The sequence below is a fragment of the Enterobacter cloacae complex sp. HYC042_NIDB genome, from assembly GCF_056673315.1.
This window is the reverse complement of record NZ_CP109650.1, coordinates 1,469,689-1,485,072: the sequence shown is the minus strand read 5'-3', so window position 1 is coordinate 1,485,072 and position 15,384 is coordinate 1,469,689. Positions and strand designations below refer to the sequence as shown.

General features: G+C 55.3%; 16 protein-coding genes. 7 read left to right on the top strand and 9 right to left on the bottom strand.

Going from position 1 to position 15,384, the window contains the following annotated elements; genetic code table 11:
* Positions 1-47 precede the first annotated feature (47 nt).
* The gene (gene uspG / locus OKF39_RS07010) at positions 48-476 is read left to right on the top strand and encodes a universal stress protein UspG (protein WP_479983627.1); all 429 of its coding nucleotides are present in this window, start codon (positions 48-50) and stop codon (positions 474-476) included.
* Positions 477-515: 39 nt separating this feature from the next.
* Here uspG and OKF39_RS07005 read toward each other — a convergent pair whose 3' ends face one another.
* The 6 genes from OKF39_RS07005 to ahpC form a co-directional block, all read right to left on the bottom strand.
* Complete coding sequence (locus tag OKF39_RS07005) at positions 516-1,283, bottom strand: dimethyl sulfoxide reductase anchor subunit family protein (RefSeq protein WP_479983626.1); 768 nt, start codon at positions 1,281-1,283, stop codon at positions 516-518.
* Positions 1,283-1,840 (bottom strand): 4Fe-4S dicluster domain-containing protein, encoded by a 558-nt coding sequence (locus OKF39_RS07000; RefSeq protein ID WP_479983625.1) that lies wholly within the window; start codon positions 1,838-1,840, stop codon positions 1,283-1,285. Before OKF39_RS07000 ends, OKF39_RS07005 begins: the two co-directional genes overlap by 1 nt.
* Positions 1,837-4,113 (bottom strand): molybdopterin-dependent oxidoreductase, encoded by a 2,277-nt coding sequence (locus OKF39_RS06995; RefSeq protein WP_063154718.1) that lies wholly within the window; start codon positions 4,111-4,113, stop codon positions 1,837-1,839. The genes OKF39_RS07000 and OKF39_RS06995 overlap by 4 nt, the downstream gene beginning before the upstream one ends.
* Positions 4,110-4,685 (bottom strand): TorD/DmsD family molecular chaperone, encoded by a 576-nt coding sequence (locus OKF39_RS06990; protein ID WP_479983624.1) that lies wholly within the window; start codon positions 4,683-4,685, stop codon positions 4,110-4,112. Before OKF39_RS06990 ends, OKF39_RS06995 begins: the two co-directional genes overlap by 4 nt.
* Positions 4,686-4,874: 189 nt before the next feature.
* Positions 4,875-6,440 (bottom strand): alkyl hydroperoxide reductase subunit F, encoded by a 1,566-nt coding sequence (ahpF, locus tag OKF39_RS06985; protein ID WP_028012318.1) that lies wholly within the window; start codon positions 6,438-6,440, stop codon positions 4,875-4,877.
* Positions 6,441-6,566: 126 nt separating this feature from the next.
* On the bottom strand, positions 6,567-7,130 hold the full coding sequence (gene ahpC / locus OKF39_RS06980; protein WP_008501015.1) for an alkyl hydroperoxide reductase subunit C: 564 nt from the start codon (positions 7,128-7,130) through the stop codon (positions 6,567-6,569).
* Positions 7,131-7,747: 617 nt separating this feature from the next.
* On the opposite strand from ahpC, the gene citR reads away from it, so the two are divergent.
* The 3 genes from citR (at position 7,748) to OKF39_RS06965 (ending at position 10,628) form a co-directional block, all read left to right on the top strand.
* Positions 7,748-8,653: a DNA-binding transcriptional repressor CitR gene (gene citR, locus OKF39_RS06975; protein WP_048961264.1), complete on the top strand. Its 906-nt coding sequence runs from the start codon at positions 7,748-7,750 to the stop codon at positions 8,651-8,653.
* A gap of 140 nt (positions 8,654-8,793) precedes the next feature.
* Positions 8,794-10,017 carry a phosphoadenosine phosphosulfate reductase gene (locus tag OKF39_RS06970; protein ID WP_047367717.1) on the top strand — a complete coding sequence of 408 codons (1,224 nt, stop codon included), beginning with the start codon at positions 8,794-8,796 and terminating at the stop codon, positions 10,015-10,017.
* A complete protein-coding gene (locus tag OKF39_RS06965) occupies positions 10,002-10,628 on the top strand; it encodes an IbrB-like domain-containing protein (RefSeq protein ID WP_028012316.1) in 627 nt (208 codons plus the stop codon). Before OKF39_RS06970 ends, OKF39_RS06965 begins: the two co-directional genes overlap by 16 nt.
* On the opposite strand, the gene OKF39_RS06960 is transcribed toward OKF39_RS06965, so the two are convergent.
* On the bottom strand, positions 10,629-11,789 hold the full coding sequence (locus tag OKF39_RS06960) for a pyridoxal phosphate-dependent aminotransferase (protein ID WP_479983623.1): 1,161 nt from the start codon (positions 11,787-11,789) through the stop codon (positions 10,629-10,631). It lies immediately after the preceding gene.
* A 121-nt stretch (positions 11,790-11,910) separates the two neighbouring features.
* Between OKF39_RS06960 and OKF39_RS06955 the strand changes: the two genes are divergently transcribed.
* The 3 genes from OKF39_RS06955 to OKF39_RS06945 are packed head-to-tail and all read left to right on the top strand — an operon-like array spanning position 11,911 to position 13,750.
* Positions 11,911-12,525, top strand: a complete 615-nt coding sequence (locus tag OKF39_RS06955; protein ID WP_479983622.1) for a methylthioribulose 1-phosphate dehydratase — start codon at positions 11,911-11,913, stop codon at positions 12,523-12,525.
* Positions 12,522-13,211, top strand: a complete 690-nt coding sequence (gene mtnC, locus OKF39_RS06950) for an acireductone synthase (RefSeq protein WP_232928979.1) — start codon at positions 12,522-12,524, stop codon at positions 13,209-13,211. Before OKF39_RS06955 ends, mtnC begins: the two co-directional genes overlap by 4 nt.
* A complete protein-coding gene (locus tag OKF39_RS06945; protein WP_479983621.1) occupies positions 13,208-13,750 on the top strand; it encodes a 1,2-dihydroxy-3-keto-5-methylthiopentene dioxygenase in 543 nt (180 codons plus the stop codon). The genes mtnC and OKF39_RS06945 overlap by 4 nt, the downstream gene beginning before the upstream one ends.
* 53 nt (positions 13,751-13,803) lie before the next feature.
* On the opposite strand, the gene OKF39_RS06940 is transcribed toward OKF39_RS06945, so the two are convergent.
* Both OKF39_RS06940 and mtnA read right to left on the bottom strand, forming a co-directional pair.
* Positions 13,804-14,274: an SRPBCC family protein gene (locus OKF39_RS06940; RefSeq protein WP_023343575.1), complete on the bottom strand. Its 471-nt coding sequence runs from the start codon at positions 14,272-14,274 to the stop codon at positions 13,804-13,806.
* Positions 14,275-14,316: 42 nt separating this feature from the next.
* Entirely contained in the window at positions 14,317-15,333 is a 1,017-nt protein-coding gene (mtnA, locus tag OKF39_RS06935; RefSeq protein WP_479983620.1) for an S-methyl-5-thioribose-1-phosphate isomerase, read from the bottom strand.
* Positions 15,334-15,384 lie beyond the last annotated feature (51 nt).

Below are 15,384 nucleotides of genomic sequence, written 5' to 3'. Positions count from 1 at the left end.
TTTTGTGGTTGAATGTATCCAGCGTTTATAAACAAGGAGAAACGGTTATGTATAAGACAATCATTATGCCGGTTGATGTTTTCGAAATGGAACTGAGCGACAAAGCTGTTCGCCACGCGGAATTCCTCGCGCAGCAGGACGGAATTATTCATCTTTTACACGTCTTACCGGGCTCTGCCAGCCTGAGCCTGCACCGCTTTGCCGCCGACGTGCGTCGCTTTGAGGAGCACTTACAGCACGAAGCCGAAACGCGGCTGCAGACCATGGTCGGGCATTTCAGCATCGACCCTTCCCGCATCAAAACCCACGTCCGGTTCGGTAGCGTGCGCGATGCCGTCAATGAACTGGCCGCGGAGCTGAATGCAGACGTGGTGGTGATCGGTTCACGTAATCCTTCCATTACCACTCACCTGCTGGGATCGAACGCCTCCAACGTGATCCGCCACACCCATATTCCGGTGATGGTGGTCCGGTAAATACCCACAAAAAACCCCGCTTTCGCGGGGTTTTGTTTATCAGTACAGGTGACCAATATTGACGATGGTGCTGACGGTATCGCCGAAGAAGGTCAGGCGGCTGAGCACCACGCCCACCAGCAGGAGCGCAAACACCGCTTTCTGCATCGGCTGGCGCTTCAGCGATAACGCGCCACCCACAACGCAGCACAGCAGACTGCCCAGATAGAGCGGCGAGCTTAACCAGGCGTGAGCGGTCATTTTCATGATAGTACCGCCGCTGAGCCACATCACCGGCGCGGCAATCAGCAGCGTCATCAGGGCGATAATCCCCTGGCGCAGCGCGGCGTTTGATCCTTTCAGCCCGAGCAGCGGCGTTGCGGCACAGCCCATCACCCAGACCGTCGCAAAGAACAGCATCATGGTGATGCCGTTGGCAATGGCCTGCATCGCCGGTGCCGCGTAGGTCATTCCCTGCACCACCACCAGCAGGATCCCGAACAGGGACGCCAGCAGCGCTGCGCCTTTGTTTCCCTTACTCAGGAAGGCCAGCCCAATCATGGCGCCGTACAGGGTCGCGCCCAGAATTTCGCGGCTCAGCCAGGCATGTTTCAGGTTAATCAACGCGTTGTATGCGTGTTCCGGGTGCGCCAGATGCAGCACCGCGGCAATGGAGGCTACGCCCAGAATCAGCCCGGTAATCAGCCAGTGAAGGCGGGTGCCATGCACTTCACCACGCAGCGTGCGCCAGGTCAGGAGCAGCGTCATCCCGACGGAAATCTGGCTTAGCACGGTAAAGATAACGAGCGGTAATTCGTACTTTTCCATTATTTATCCCTCGGCTGTTTTGGCTGACGGGCCAGAATGAAGCGCGTACCCGGATTAAGCTGAGGCATCTTCGGGAAGCCCGGCGGATACTGCACGGCATTGTTCGGCAGCGGATCGGCATCCAGATCGATAATCGACAGGGCACCGACCGGACACGCGTTCACACAGGCCGGAGCCATACCGATATCCAGACGTTCATAGCACATGCTGCACTTCTCCGCCTTTTGCGTCTCTTCATTGAAGCGCGGCGCGCCGTACGGGCAGTTACGGATGCAGTTTTTACAGCCGATACAGCGTTCAGGGTTATGGACCACCACGCCGTCATCACGTTTGGTGTAGGCTTCCACCGGGCATGCCGCCAGACAGGCCGGGTTTTCACAGTGGTTACAGGCCAGCGAGAAAAACGCACGCTCCTCATGCGGATAAATTTCTTTATCCAGCGGATAGACATAGCGCCAGTAGCGATCCGGCTCAAGCTGGTTAAAGCTCTTGCAGGCCATGGCGCATCCGCGGCAGCCAATACATTTATCACTGTTCACTAAAAATGCGCGTCTCATGCGTCTGCTCCTTCATTCGCGATAAGGGCAATGTCGACAAACTGGCTGTGGATCGCCGCGCCAGGCGCGCCGGTTGCCATCTTGCCCATATCGGCTGGCGTATCTTTCACGACGTTCTGCACGTTGTACTTAAGCTTGTTAAACCAGGACTCATACATCACCAGGAAATCTTCCGGCACGTTGGTGGTGATCTTCGCCCGCAGCTCCACTTCGCCCACGTCGTTAAACACGCGGACTTTCGCCAGCTCGCGAATCCCCTTCTTGTGCGCGGCGGCTGGGTGGATATAGACAAACGGCTCCGGCCAGAAGACCTGCATCCAGTCGAGGTTGACGAACTGAGAGTGGAGGCCGTACTGCAAATGCGGGGTAAACAGATGGAACGGCAGCTTGCCCTCCGCGGCAGGCAGATACTCCGGCAGCGCTTTATGGCCGTTCTTTTCACACAGCTCGGAGAGGAACTCATACTTGCCCGATGGCGTTTTAAACTTGCGGTCGTGCCAGGCCGCCGAGCTGACCATTTTGGCTTTCACCGGCCCATCCAGCAGATCGTCCCAGGAGCGGATACCGAACTGCTTCGCCATGCCCTCATTGAACTCAAGGTCGAGCCATTTTTTCTGGTCAATGTCCTGCGGGAAGGTACAGGAGCCCGGCTCCATTTTGTTGATGGTACGCGAGAGCAGCACGGCAATATCCAAATCGCTCTTGCACTCGTACATCGGTTTAATGGCCGGTTCATTCACCGAAAGCCAGTAATGCCAGTAAGAGGACGAGAGGTTCCAGTGCTCAAAGGTGGTGGTCACCGGCAGCACAATATCGGCATGCTGCACCGTCTCGTTGAAGAACTGATCGACGCAGACCACCATCTCCAGCTTGCTGAAGGCTTTTTCCATTTTGTTGCGGTCAAAGTCCTGCGCGAACGGGTTCTTGCACGCCACCCACAGCATACGAATGGGCGGATCGTTGGCATCAAGAATGCTCTGTGCGGTCTGGTTCAGGTTCAGCGCGCGGTCGGAATAGTGGCTCTTTTCGCCACTGTCGCTGACGAACTCCCCTACCGGGCCGCTTTCTCCCACCATGCCAACAGATCCGACCGGTGGCTTCTGCGTCATCGCATGATAGTTGTAGCCCCAGGTCTGCAGATGGCCGTAGCGGGCACCGCCGCCTTCCACACCGATGTTGCCAGTCATGGCAACAAAAGCGTCAATGGCGCGCACGTTCGCCCCACCGTTGACGTGGCGCTGCATCCCGTAGCCGATCCAGACGGTGGCAGGTTTTACCGCGGTGAACTCTTCCGCCAGCTGGCGAATCACCTCTGCCGACAGGCCACAGATTTCAGATGCCCACTCCACGGTGATATTGCTGCGCAGATACTGTTCAAATTCCGGGAAGCCGTGCGCGAAGTTGTTCACAAACTCCTGGTCGACGCGGCCAATATCCAGCAGGTGCCGCGCCATTCCCAGCGCCAATGCGCCGTCCGATCCCGGGCGCACGCGCAGATACAAATCGGCTTTCGCGGCGGTTTGCGAGAACAGCGGATCAATGACCACCACTTTCGCCCCTTTCTCACGCGCCTGATAGATGTACTTCATGGTATGCATGGAGCACCAGGCCGGGTTTGCGCCCCAGATAATGATGTATTTGGCTTTCACCAAATCTTCCGGGTCGTTACACCACATGTCGCCCATGTCGTAGTGCTGGGCATCGATCCCTGCTGGCCAGCATGGCGTACCGGCGAACCGCGTGGTGTAACCGAGAGAAGACATCATCCCCTCCACGGCATAACTCATCACGCCCAGGTTGCCGGAGTATTTCGACAGCGCCAGGCCGAGCATAGACCCGTCTTTCTTTTTAATCTCCAGCATCTTGCTGGCAATGCGCTGCATGGCCTCATCCCAGGAGATGCGACGCCATTTACCGCTGCCGCGCCCATCCTGGATCATCGGGTATTTAATACGGTCCGGGGAGTAGACCCGGCGCGGGTAGGTCAGCCCTTTCACACACGGGGCACCGTGTGTAAACGTGGACTCGCTTGCCCCGTCAACGAAGGTGATGACGTCATCTTTGACCCAGGTTTTTAAGCTGCAGGTGTCGTAGCAGTTACGCGGGCAAGCGTTACGGAAAATTTTGTAGGTTTTTGGGTTAAACGGAATGGGGGGCTGTGCCATGGCACATCGGGATGATAATAGTCCGCCGGGTAATGCGGCAACGGTACCCAGCGCAATCAGTCCTTTTAAAAAGGAGCGCCGGTTTAGCTGCCCTTTATCAATACTCATAATATTACTCTCGTCTTTAATTCATCAAACCAATTAGTCATCTGCAACGCGAGACATTTAATTGCGGTTGTTTTCGCGCAATCCTTTATTTTTGCGATAAATGCGGGGAGCCATAATTCAAGATGCCCCTTCACAAAGCGGGCGAGTGCGTCATGATATTGCGGCGAATGTCTGGCATGCGCGGAGAGCATCACCACCAGCTCCATTTCATAGCTGACGTGATCGTCGGGAACGCTATTTTCCCCGGTCACAAAAAGCCCGATGCTGCGCAGGAACTCGCGTACGCTCAGCGTTGTAGCGCCCATCAGCAGAGGCTCTTCGTCCAGATACACCGAGGCATAAGGCGGCGCCAATAGCGTTGCAGGGCCGACAAACAGGGCGTTGAAATCATACTCAACCTCTAACGCCTCATCCTGCTGCCAGGTTTCATTTTCCGGGAATAAAGGATGTAACGAAGCGCATCGCGATGCCATGTCCGCCGCGTTAAAGAAATCACGAAACATCAATCCCTTTATTTCAAATGGGGTTAACGCCTCATATATTGAAGAAGTGGATGTATCTTTGTCATTCATACTAAATATAAATATTTATCGCTATAAAAAACGACAAGATATTATCAGCAGGCTTATTATTTTCTTTGATCGAAGCAGGTAATTAACGCATGAAGGGGTTAATAACGAGGATAATTGAGGGTAAAAAAATCTAAAAAAAAGCCACCTCATAAAGAGGTGGCTACTGCAGGTATGTCTTACTTTCTTTTATTATGCGGTTTTGGTGCGGATCAGGTAGTCAAACGCGCTCAGGGACGCTTTTGCACCTTCGCCAGTCGCGATGATGATCTGCTTGTACGGCACGGTGGTGCAGTCGCCCGCGGCAAACACGCCCTTCACGCTGGTTTCACATTTCGCATCGATGATAATCTCGCCCATGCGGTTGCGCTCAATCGCACCTTCCAGCCAGGTGGTGTTCGGCAGCAGGCCAATTTGTACGAAGATCCCCGAAAGCTGAACGCTATGAACGTCGCCGCTTACGCGGTCACGGTACTCCAGACCGGTCACTTTGCTGCCGTCGCCCTTCACTTCCGTGGTCTGCGCGTTCAGCACGATGTCAACGTTTTTCAGGCTGCGAACTTTATCCTGCAGCACCTGGTCGGCCTTCATCTCAGGTGCGAACTCCAGCAGCGTCACGTGTTCAACAATCCCCGCCAGGTCGATAGCCGCTTCCACACCGGAGTTACCACCGCCGATCACCGCCACCCGTTTGCCTTTAAACAGCGGGCCGTCACAGTGCGGGCAATAGGTCACGCCTTTGGTACGGTATTGATCTTCGCCCGGCACATTCATGTTGCGCCATTTTGCCCCGGTGGCAACGATCACGCTGCGAGCTTTCAGCACCGCGCCAGAGGCGGTTTCAATCTGGTGTAAGCCCCCTTCCACCGCCGCCGGAATCAGCTTGCTGGCGCTCTGGCTGTCGATTACATCTACCTCGTAATCGCTGACATGAGCCTTCAGCGCACCGGCCAGCTTCTGACCTTCGGTTTTTGGTACGGAAATGTAGTTTTCAATATCCACGGTATCCAGCACCTGTCCGCCAAAGCGTTCGCCCATAAGACCGGTACGAATACCTTTACGTGCAGAGTAAACCGCTGCCGCCGCGCCCGCAGGGCCAGAACCGACAATCAGCACATCGTACGCATCGCGTTTGTTCAGCTCTTCCGCCGCGCGTTTTTCCGCGCCGGTATCCACTTTCGCGACGATTTCCGTCAGCGTCATGCGGCCCTGGCCGAACTCCTGACCGTTCAGATACACCGCCGGAACGCCCATCACGTTGCGATCGGTGATTTCATTCTGGAACGTACCGCCGTCAATCGCCGTATGCTTGATGCGCGGGTTCAGAACCGACATCAGGTTCAGCGCCTGCACCACGTCCGGACAGTTGTGGCAGGAGAGCGAGTAATAGGTTTCAAACTCAAAATCACCGTCGATATCGCGGATCTGCTCCAGCAGCGCCTGCGCTTCTTTTGACGGATGACCGCCGGTCCACAGCAGCGCCAGCACCAGTGAGGTAAATTCATGCCCCAGCGGAGAGCCGGCAAAACGCGGTCCCTTGTCCGAGCCCGGGTTAGTAATCAGGAAAGAGGGTTTACGAACCGCAAGCGAATTGTCTTCTTTGAAGGTCACTTTCGGCGACAGTTCAGCGATCTCTGCCAGCAGCTCTTTGATTTCTGCCGATTTCGCGCTGTCGTCCAGCGTGGCAATCAGCTCAACGGGTTTAGTCAGTTTCTCAAGGTAGGCCTTGAGCTGGGTTTTCATATTGGTGTCGAGCATAGTTCTTCCCTCTCTTAAGACGTCATCATGCAAGCTGCCTTTGCGGGCGGCCTGAATGCAACTTGCATCATGGTGCTGGAATGAAATGGGCGCGGGGGCGCCCATTGATTGCCGGATGGTGAAAACTTAGATTTTACCGACCAGGTCCAGGGATGGAGCCAGGGTCGCTTCGCCTTCTTTCCATTTAGCCGGGCACACTTCACCTGGGTGAGAAGCCACGTACTGAGCCGCTTTCACTTTACGCAGCAGGTCAGAAGCATCACGGCCGATACCTTCAGCGGTAACTTCGATAGCCTGGATAATGCCCTGCGGGTCAACCACGAAGGTTGCACGGTCGGCCAGGCCTTCATCTTCACGCATGTTGTCGAAGTTACGGGTCAGGGCGCCAGTCGGGTCGCCGATCATCGCGTATTTGATTTTCGCGATGGTTTCAGAGCTGCTGTGCCACGCTTTGTGGGTGAAGTGGGTATCGGTAGACACAGAGTAAACGTCTACGCCCAGCTTCTGCAGTTCGTCGTAATGGTCAGCCACGTCGCCCAGTTCGGTCGGGCAAACGAAGGTGAAGTCAGCCGGATAGAAGAAGAAGACGCTCCAGCGACCTTCGGTATCTTTCTCGGTTACTTCAATGAACTCACCGTTTTTGAACGCCTGGTTTTTGAAAGGTTTAATTTTAGTGTTAATCAAAGACATCTGTACTTCCTCCGTGTTTTCGTTGAGAGCTAAGGTAACCAACTTTGCTCATCGGGGCTAATGCGTATGCTTTATCAAATCAATCAGCCAAACCTTACAACTTCAACAAGACAGCAAGGTGAACCTGCTGCGGTACTCCAGAAAGTATAAAGGCCGCCTCAACGGGCGGCCCTGATACCTGAATTCCCCGCAGGTACATTCAGTGCCAGCCGAGGCTGGCGTTGCGTTGCGCTCTACATACCTTGTATCAAGGTCGTAACAGCAGGTTGATTACACCACCAGCACCCATCGAGAGCAATCCATCAAAAGCGCGTTCCTGCCTATGGCTGTGATAGGTTTTGACTGAGAAATACATTACGCTCGTAAATTAACTTTACGTAATCAATTTACGGCAATATATAAATGTCAACATTTATTAAATTGAACCCAGCCCATTCAAAGATAAAATTATCTTAATCTCACATGTAATTCTATTTCAATAATCCGATGGCGTGATATATTAAGATAACTTAAATAACACTTTAAGTTAGTTAACCACAAGGATTGTAAATGGTTAACTTTAATCTATAGTTATCATCAATATGTTAACAACAGACTCACGGCAAACAGGATGACACATGGCAAATCTTTATGACCTTAAAAAATTCGACCTTAATTTACTGGTCATTTTTGAGTGTATCTATCAACATCTTAGCATCAGCAAGGCCGCTGAAACGCTTTACATCACTCCTTCAGCCGTCAGTCAGTCTTTGCAACGCCTGCGTGGCCAGCTTAACGATCCGCTGTTTATCCGTTCCGGCAAAGGGATCACCCCCACGACCGTCGGAACTAACCTGCACCTGCATCTTGAGCAAAACCTCAATCAGATTGAGCAGACCATCAACCTGATGCACCACACCGACATCAAGAAAAATTTTGTCATTTATTGTTCTCAGATGGTGACGCCAGGCTATCTTCTCGACCCCATTCAACTGTTAATGTCTCAGGAAAATTGTGAGGTAGAACAACGCGATATGCTTGTCTCTGCGGAGTCAGCAGAGGATTTACTGGCCTACCGTAAAGCCGATCTCATTTTTACCGTTGCGCCCGTGAATAACCGGTCCGTTGTCTGCTCGCATTTCACCACCATTCCCACCGTGATGATCTGCCGCGAAGACCATCCGAGAATAGGTACAGAAGTCTCCGTCGAGCAGTTATACAATGAGAAATTCACGATGTATCAAAGCACGAATACGGGCGTGAAGGAGTATCAGGTTCGAGCTAACGAAGCGTTCCCGGAGAGAAACATCGCGTTCCGTTCGGACTCTCTCAGTTCGCTCCTCTCTATGATCAGCATGTCTGATTTAGTCGGCTATATTCCTCTTTCCATTTTTGAAACCTATAAACACGCTTTAAAATTAAAGTCCGTAGCCGCGCCCTTCAAATTGCCCGAAGCGCAAATCTATATGGTCTACAACCGCGCGTCGTTAAACAGCAGTGTATTCGCCAGCTTTATTGAAAAATTGCATAAGTTGGCTCAATAGAATGGACGCGTCATCGCGAAGGTATTTCCAGCAAGAATAGAGTGAAGGCGTAAAATAATTAGTTGAGAATGAAAACATATAATAACATGATGGCAGTTTAATAGCATTAACGGTATTCCATACGCAGGATGCGACTCATCATGTCTATCTATAAATACCCTCTTCAGGAAAACGTTCTGGAGGCTGCTTCAGAACGCATAAACTGGACGCTGCAAAATTTTACCCGCGTGTGCGTCTCTTTTTCTGGCGGAAAAGATTCAACGGTGATGCTTCATCTTGCTGCGCAACGGGCGCGGCAGCTGAACAGAAAAATAGATGTCCTCTTTCTGGACTGGGAAGCACAGTTCTCCTGCACCATTGAGCATATTGAGAACATGAGGACCCAATATCGTGACGTCATCAATCAGTTCTGGTGGGTGGCGCTGCCGATCACCACGCAAAATGCCCTCTCTCAGTACCAGCCGGAATGGCAGTGCTGGGAACCTGGCATAAGCTGGGTCAGACAGCCTCCGCCTGATGCCATCACCAGTACGTGTTATTTTGATTTTTATCAGCAGGGAATGACCTTCGAGGCCTTCGTCAGGGACTTTGCCGAATGGTATGCGCGAAGGCGCCCCGCCGCAGTGATGGTGGGCATCCGCGCCGACGAATCCTATAACCGCTTCCTGGCAATCGCCTGCGCACGCAAGCAGCGCTTTTCCGACGACAAACCCTGGACGACCGTCGCGCCCGGCGGTCATGCCTGGTATATCTATCCTCTCTACGACTGGAAAACCGCCGACATCTGGACCTGGTTTGCCAAAACGGGCTGCGCCTATAACCCCCTCTACAATCTGATGTACCAGGCCGGCGTGCCGCCGCGCTACATGCGCATCTGTGAACCCTTTGGCCCGGAGCAGCGACAGGGTTTATGGCTCTATCATGTCGTTGAACCTGAACGCTGGGCCGCCATGTGCGCACGCGTCAGCGGTGTGCGCAGCGGCGGAATTTACGCGGGGCACGACAACCACTTCTACGGTCACAGAAAGATCCTCAAGCCCGACCACCTCAGCTGGCAAGAGTACGCCATGCTGCTCCTCGACAGCATGCCGCAACAGACGGCTGAACATTATCGCAATAAAGTCGCGGTGTACCTGCACTGGTATCAGAAGCGCGGGATGTCCGATCTTCCCGATACGCAGGAGGGTGATATCGGCTCAAAGGATATCCCGTCCTGGCGGCGAATATGCAAGGTTCTGCTCAACAACGATTACTGGTGTCGGGCCCTCTCCTTTAGCCCGAACAAACCAAAGCACTATCAGCGCTATAGCGAACGGATGAAATCAAAACGCAATGAGTGGGGGATCTTATGCAGCAACGACTGATTACCGAACTGGAAACCTATTTGCAGACGCTCACCGACGAGCAACGTATAGATGCCATCAATGCTTTTCGCCAGGCCATGCATCATCTCAGCCCGTTCAGCGACCAGCCCGTCGACTGCGTGCTGTGGATAAAGCAGGACGCTATCGTTGCCAACGACTACAACCCGAATAACGTGGCGCCGCCGGAAAAGCGTCTGCTGAGTCAATCGCTCGAGCTCGACGGGTTTACGCAGCCCATCGTGGTGACGGAAAGCGAGCCAGCGCATTACGAAATTGTCGACGGCTTCCATCGTCACGAAATCGGTAAAAGCAGGGCCGCGCTGAAGCGCCAGCTTCGGGGCTATTTGCCCGTCACCTGCCTGCGCAAAGATCGCCAGCAAAAGCTTGACCGGATGGCCGCCACCATCCGCCACAACCGTGCGCGGGGACGCCACCAGATCAACGCCATGTCCGACATCGTCCGGGAGCTGGCCCAGCTTGGCTGGAACGATGAGAAAATTGGTAAGGAACTGGGGATGGACAGCGACGAGGTGCTGCGCCTGAAGCAGATCAACGGCCTGCTGGAGCTGTTTGCAGACCGTCGCTATTCCGAAGCCTGGACGGTGAAATAGTCAGAGCGTCGCCAGACGCTCCGCCGCCGCCAGCAGCGTCGATTCCTGTTTCGCAAAGCACAGGCGAATCAGCTTATGCGGGAAGGGATCGGCGCAGAACACCGACAGCGGAATAGCCGCCACGCCCACCTCCTCCGTCAGCCACCGGCAAAAGCTGACGTCGTCCAGATCGGAAATCGCGCTGTAGTCCGCCAGCAGGAAGTATGTCCCTTCACACGGCAGAATTTCCAGACGGCTTTTGCTCAGCGCATTTACAAACATATCCCGACGCGCGCGGTAAAAATCCGGCAGCTCGCGATAGTGCTGCGGTTCGCTGCGCAGCATGTCCGCCAGCGCCAGCTGGGCGGGCGTATTGACCGCAAAGGTCAGGTACTGGTGCACCTTACGCAGCTCCGCGCTGATGGCCGCCGGGGCCACGCAGTACCCTACCTTCCAGCCGGTCATATGGTAGGTCTTGCCAAATGACGACACCGCTACCGCGCGCTCGCGAAGCTGCGGATGGGCCAGCACGCTGGCGTGCCCTTCCTCCGCAAAGCAGATGTGTTCGTAGACTTCATCGCTCAGGACGTAAATTTCCCGCTCGGCGATAGCCTGCCACAGCGCGGCAAAATCGGCCTTTTGCCACACCGTCGCCGACGGGTTGTGCGGGGTATTCAGGATCACCAGGCGCGTTTTATCACTCAGCAGCGCGGCGAACGCCTGCCAGTCCGGGCGGAAATGCGGCGGCTGGAGCGCCACACGCTTCACCACGCCACCGGAGAGTTCAACCGCAGGCGCATAGCTGTCGTAGCTTGGGTCAAAGCAGATGACTTCATCCCCCGCGCGCACCAGCGCGGTGATGGCCGCATACAGCGCTTCGGTCGCCCCTGCCGTCACCGTGATATCGCTGTTCGCATCGGGCTTATGGCCATACAGCGCCGCCGTTTTGTCGGCAATGGCTTCCCGCAGCGCCTGCACGCCGGTCATCGGCGCATACTGATTCGCACCCTGCGCCACGTGGTGCGCCAGACGTTCCTGCAAATATTTCGGACCATCGAAATCGGGGAACCCCTGCGAGAGGTTAATGGCATTGTGCTGCTGCGCCAGGGCGCTCATCTGCGTAAAGATGGTGGTACCGAGATTAGGAAGTTTACTCTGCGGGATCAATACGTTATTGCTCATGTTGTCGTGCCTGCTTGTAATACTTATGTTGCTGCCACTATAACACGATGTTAGTCTTTGGCAATCAAGACGCTTAGACGTCTAAACCATATCAATATTCCTGGCCGAGGGGTAAAAGGAAATGACAGACAACCTGCTGCTCACACACCTGGTCGACGCCTGCCGCTGGATAGGCGCCAAAGGCTGGGCACCCGCCACCGGCGGTAATATGTCGGTGCGTCAGGACGAACACCTCTGCTGGCTCAGCGAATCCGGCAAGGACAAAGGCAGCCTGACCACCGACGATTTTCTACAGGTTGAGATCGCCACTAACCGGGCGCCGTCCGGTCGAAAACCGTCGGCGGAGACCGGGCTACACACCCTTATCTATCGCCTGTTCCCGGAGGCTAACGCCGTCCTGCACGTTCATACCGTTAACGCCACGGTGCTGTCGCGTCTGGTCAAAGAAGCCGAACTGAATATCAGCGGTTTCGAGATGCAGAAATCGCTTACCGGGCAGACTACCCATTTGAATACCGTCGCCATCCCGGTGTTTGATAACGACCAGGACATCGACGCCCTCGCCTCGCGCATCGCCCATTACGCCCAGGAGCGTCCGCTTAATTATGGTTTTCTTCTGCGCGGCCATGGCTTAACCTGCTGGGGACGCGACGTGGCCGAAGCCCGCCGTCATCTGGAAGGATTAGAATTCTTATTTGAATGCGAAATGCGTTTACGACAACTGGAGAGAGTATGATTCGCGCGATTGTGACGGATATTGAAGGAACCACCAGCGATATTCGTTTTGTCCATGACGTTTTGTTCCCCTACGCGCGTGAGCGGCTGGCGGCCTTCGTGACCGCCCAGCAGTACGCCGAGCCGGTCAAATCGATTCTGGAGAACCTGCGCGATGAAATCAGCGATCCGCATGCCGGCGTCGGCGATCTCATCAACGTGCTGTTTAGCTTTATGGATGAAGACCGCAAATCGACGGCGCTCAAAGCCCTGCAAGGCATCATCTGGCAGGAGGGCTACATCAACGGTGACTTTACCGGCCATCTCTACCCTGACGTTCTGCCCGCGCTGGAAAAATGGAAGGCGCAAGGGATTGATCTCTATGTTTATTCCTCTGGCTCCGTTGCTGCGCAGAAACTGTTATTTGGCTACAGCGACGAAGGTGATATTACTCATCTGTTCAGCGGCTATTTTGATACCCACATCGGCGCCAAGCGCGAGGTGCAGTCTTACAAGAACATAGCGGCGCAAACGGGCATCGCCCCGTCGCAGATCCTGTTCCTGTCGGATATTCATCAGGAGCTGGACGCGGCTGAACAGGCGGGTTTTCGCACCCTGCAACTGATTCGCGGTGAAGATGACGGCGCGAGCCATCACCATCAAATCCACCAGTTTGACGAGATTAATCCGGAGCAGATCCCTTCATGAGCGCATTGACCATTTTTTCCGATAAAGACGCCAGCCAGCACCAGTGGCACAGCACCGACGCCGCCGAGATCGCTCAACAGCTGAACGCTAAAGGCGTGCGCTTTGAGCGCTGGGCGGCAGACCGTGATTTAGAGCAGGATCCTGCGCCCGAAGCCGTGATCGAAGCGTATCAACACGCGATCGACAAGCTGGTGGCAGAGAAAGGCTATCAGAGCTGGGATGTCATCAGCCTGCGCGCCGACAATCCGCAGAAAGAGGCGCTGCGCGCGAAGTTCCTGAACGAACACACCCACGGCGAGGACGAAGTACGCTTTTTCGTGGAAGGTGCCGGGCTGTTCTGCCTGCACATTGGCGATGAGGTTTATCAGGTGCTGTGCGAGAAAAACGACCTGATTTCCGTGCCGGCAGGCACGCCGCACTGGTTTGATATGGGTTCAGAGCCGAACTTTACGGCCATTCGTATTTTCGACAATCCGGAAGGCTGGGTTGCCCAGTTTACGGGCGATGCAATCGCGGATGCCTATCCACGCCTGGCCTGATCTTTTCTCCCTCTCCCACAGGGAGAGGGTCGGGGTGAGGACACCAGCGCGCACTAAGCGTTAAGCCCTTTCACATACCCCACCAGCTGATCCAGCACTATCCCCCACCCTTCGTGGAAGCCCATCTGTTCATGCTGCTCGCGGATTTCCTTCGTCGGATGGCGCGCAATCGCCGTGTAGCGGGTTTTGCCCTCTCCTACGTCTTCCAGCAACAAAATTGCCGTCATAAACGGCTTCTCGGCCGGTTTCCAGCCTTCGGTATAGCCGTCGGTAAACACCAGCTTTTTCCCCGGGTCGATTTCCAGGAAGACACCCCGGTTATCCATCCGCTGCCCGTCCACCTCAAACACGGTGTTGAACCGCCCGCCCACGCGCAGGTCGAGGTCACATTCGGTCACCTTGTGCGGAGCAGGAATGAAGAAGTTTTTGATGTGCTCGGGCGTGGTCCAGCAGAGCCAGAGCAGGTCGCGCGGTGCGTCCACCACGCGCTCCAGTTTTAAGTCTGTTTCAGGATCGAGCGTCACGATGTTGTCCTCTCAGGGAACCCACTTAAAGGATAGCCGGACTCAGGCAAATGTCCCTTCCGCCACCTCATCCGGCGTGACCACACCCGTATCCAGCACCCAGCCGCTAATCAGCGAGGCAGGCGTGACGTCAAACGCCGGGTTATAGACCTGCGCGTCTTCCGGCGCCCACTGCACCGCGCCAAAGCTTCCGGCAACGCCCGTCACTTCGCTGGCGGCGCGCTGCTCGATGGGGATCGCATCCCCGTTCGGGCAGGCCGGGTCGAGCGTCGTTTGTGGGGCGGCGACGTAAAATGGAATACCGTGGAATTTCGCCAGCACCGCCAGCGAATAAGTGCCGATCTTGTTCGCCACGTCACCGTTAGCGGCGATGCGATCGGCCCCCACCCACACGGCGTCCACCTGCCCTTTCGCCATCAGGCTGGCAGCCATGGAGTCGGTAATCAGCTGATACGGCACCCCCAGCTCGCCCAGCTCCCATGCGGTCAGCCTGCCGCCCTGCAACAGCGGACGGGTTTCATCCACCCAGACGCTGCTGACGTTACCCTCCTGATGCGCGCGGGCAATCACGCCCAGCGCCGTACCGACGCCCGCGGTTGCCAGCCCGCCGGTGTTGCAGTGGGTCAGCAGACGGCTGCCGGGCTTCACCAGCGCGCTGCCCGCTTTTGCAATCGCGTCGCAAAGCCGTTTGTCTTCGTCAATCAGGCGCAGCGCCTCCGCCACCAGCGCCGGAACGAAATCCTCTTCCCACAGCGCAAGCTTCATGCGGTCGAGGTTGTTCATCAGGTTTACCGCCGTCGGGCGTGCGGCGCGAAGCGTTTCCAGCGCCACCGCCAGCTCATCGCGGCTTTTGCCGTTTTCCGCCAGCAGCGCCAGCAGCAGGCTTGCAGAGAGACCAATCAACGGTGCGCCACGCACGCGCAGAGCGTGGATATGCCCAACCAGCGCCTCCACCGTTGAGGCATCCAGCCAGCGTTTCTCCTGCGGAAGCGCCTGCTGGTCGAGAATAAAGAGCTGATTATCCGCCACCCGCAGGCTGGTCGTCTGTAATGTCTGCATGTCGTTAATTCCCTGTTGCGTTGTTGTAGCACATTGTGTCAGGATGAAATC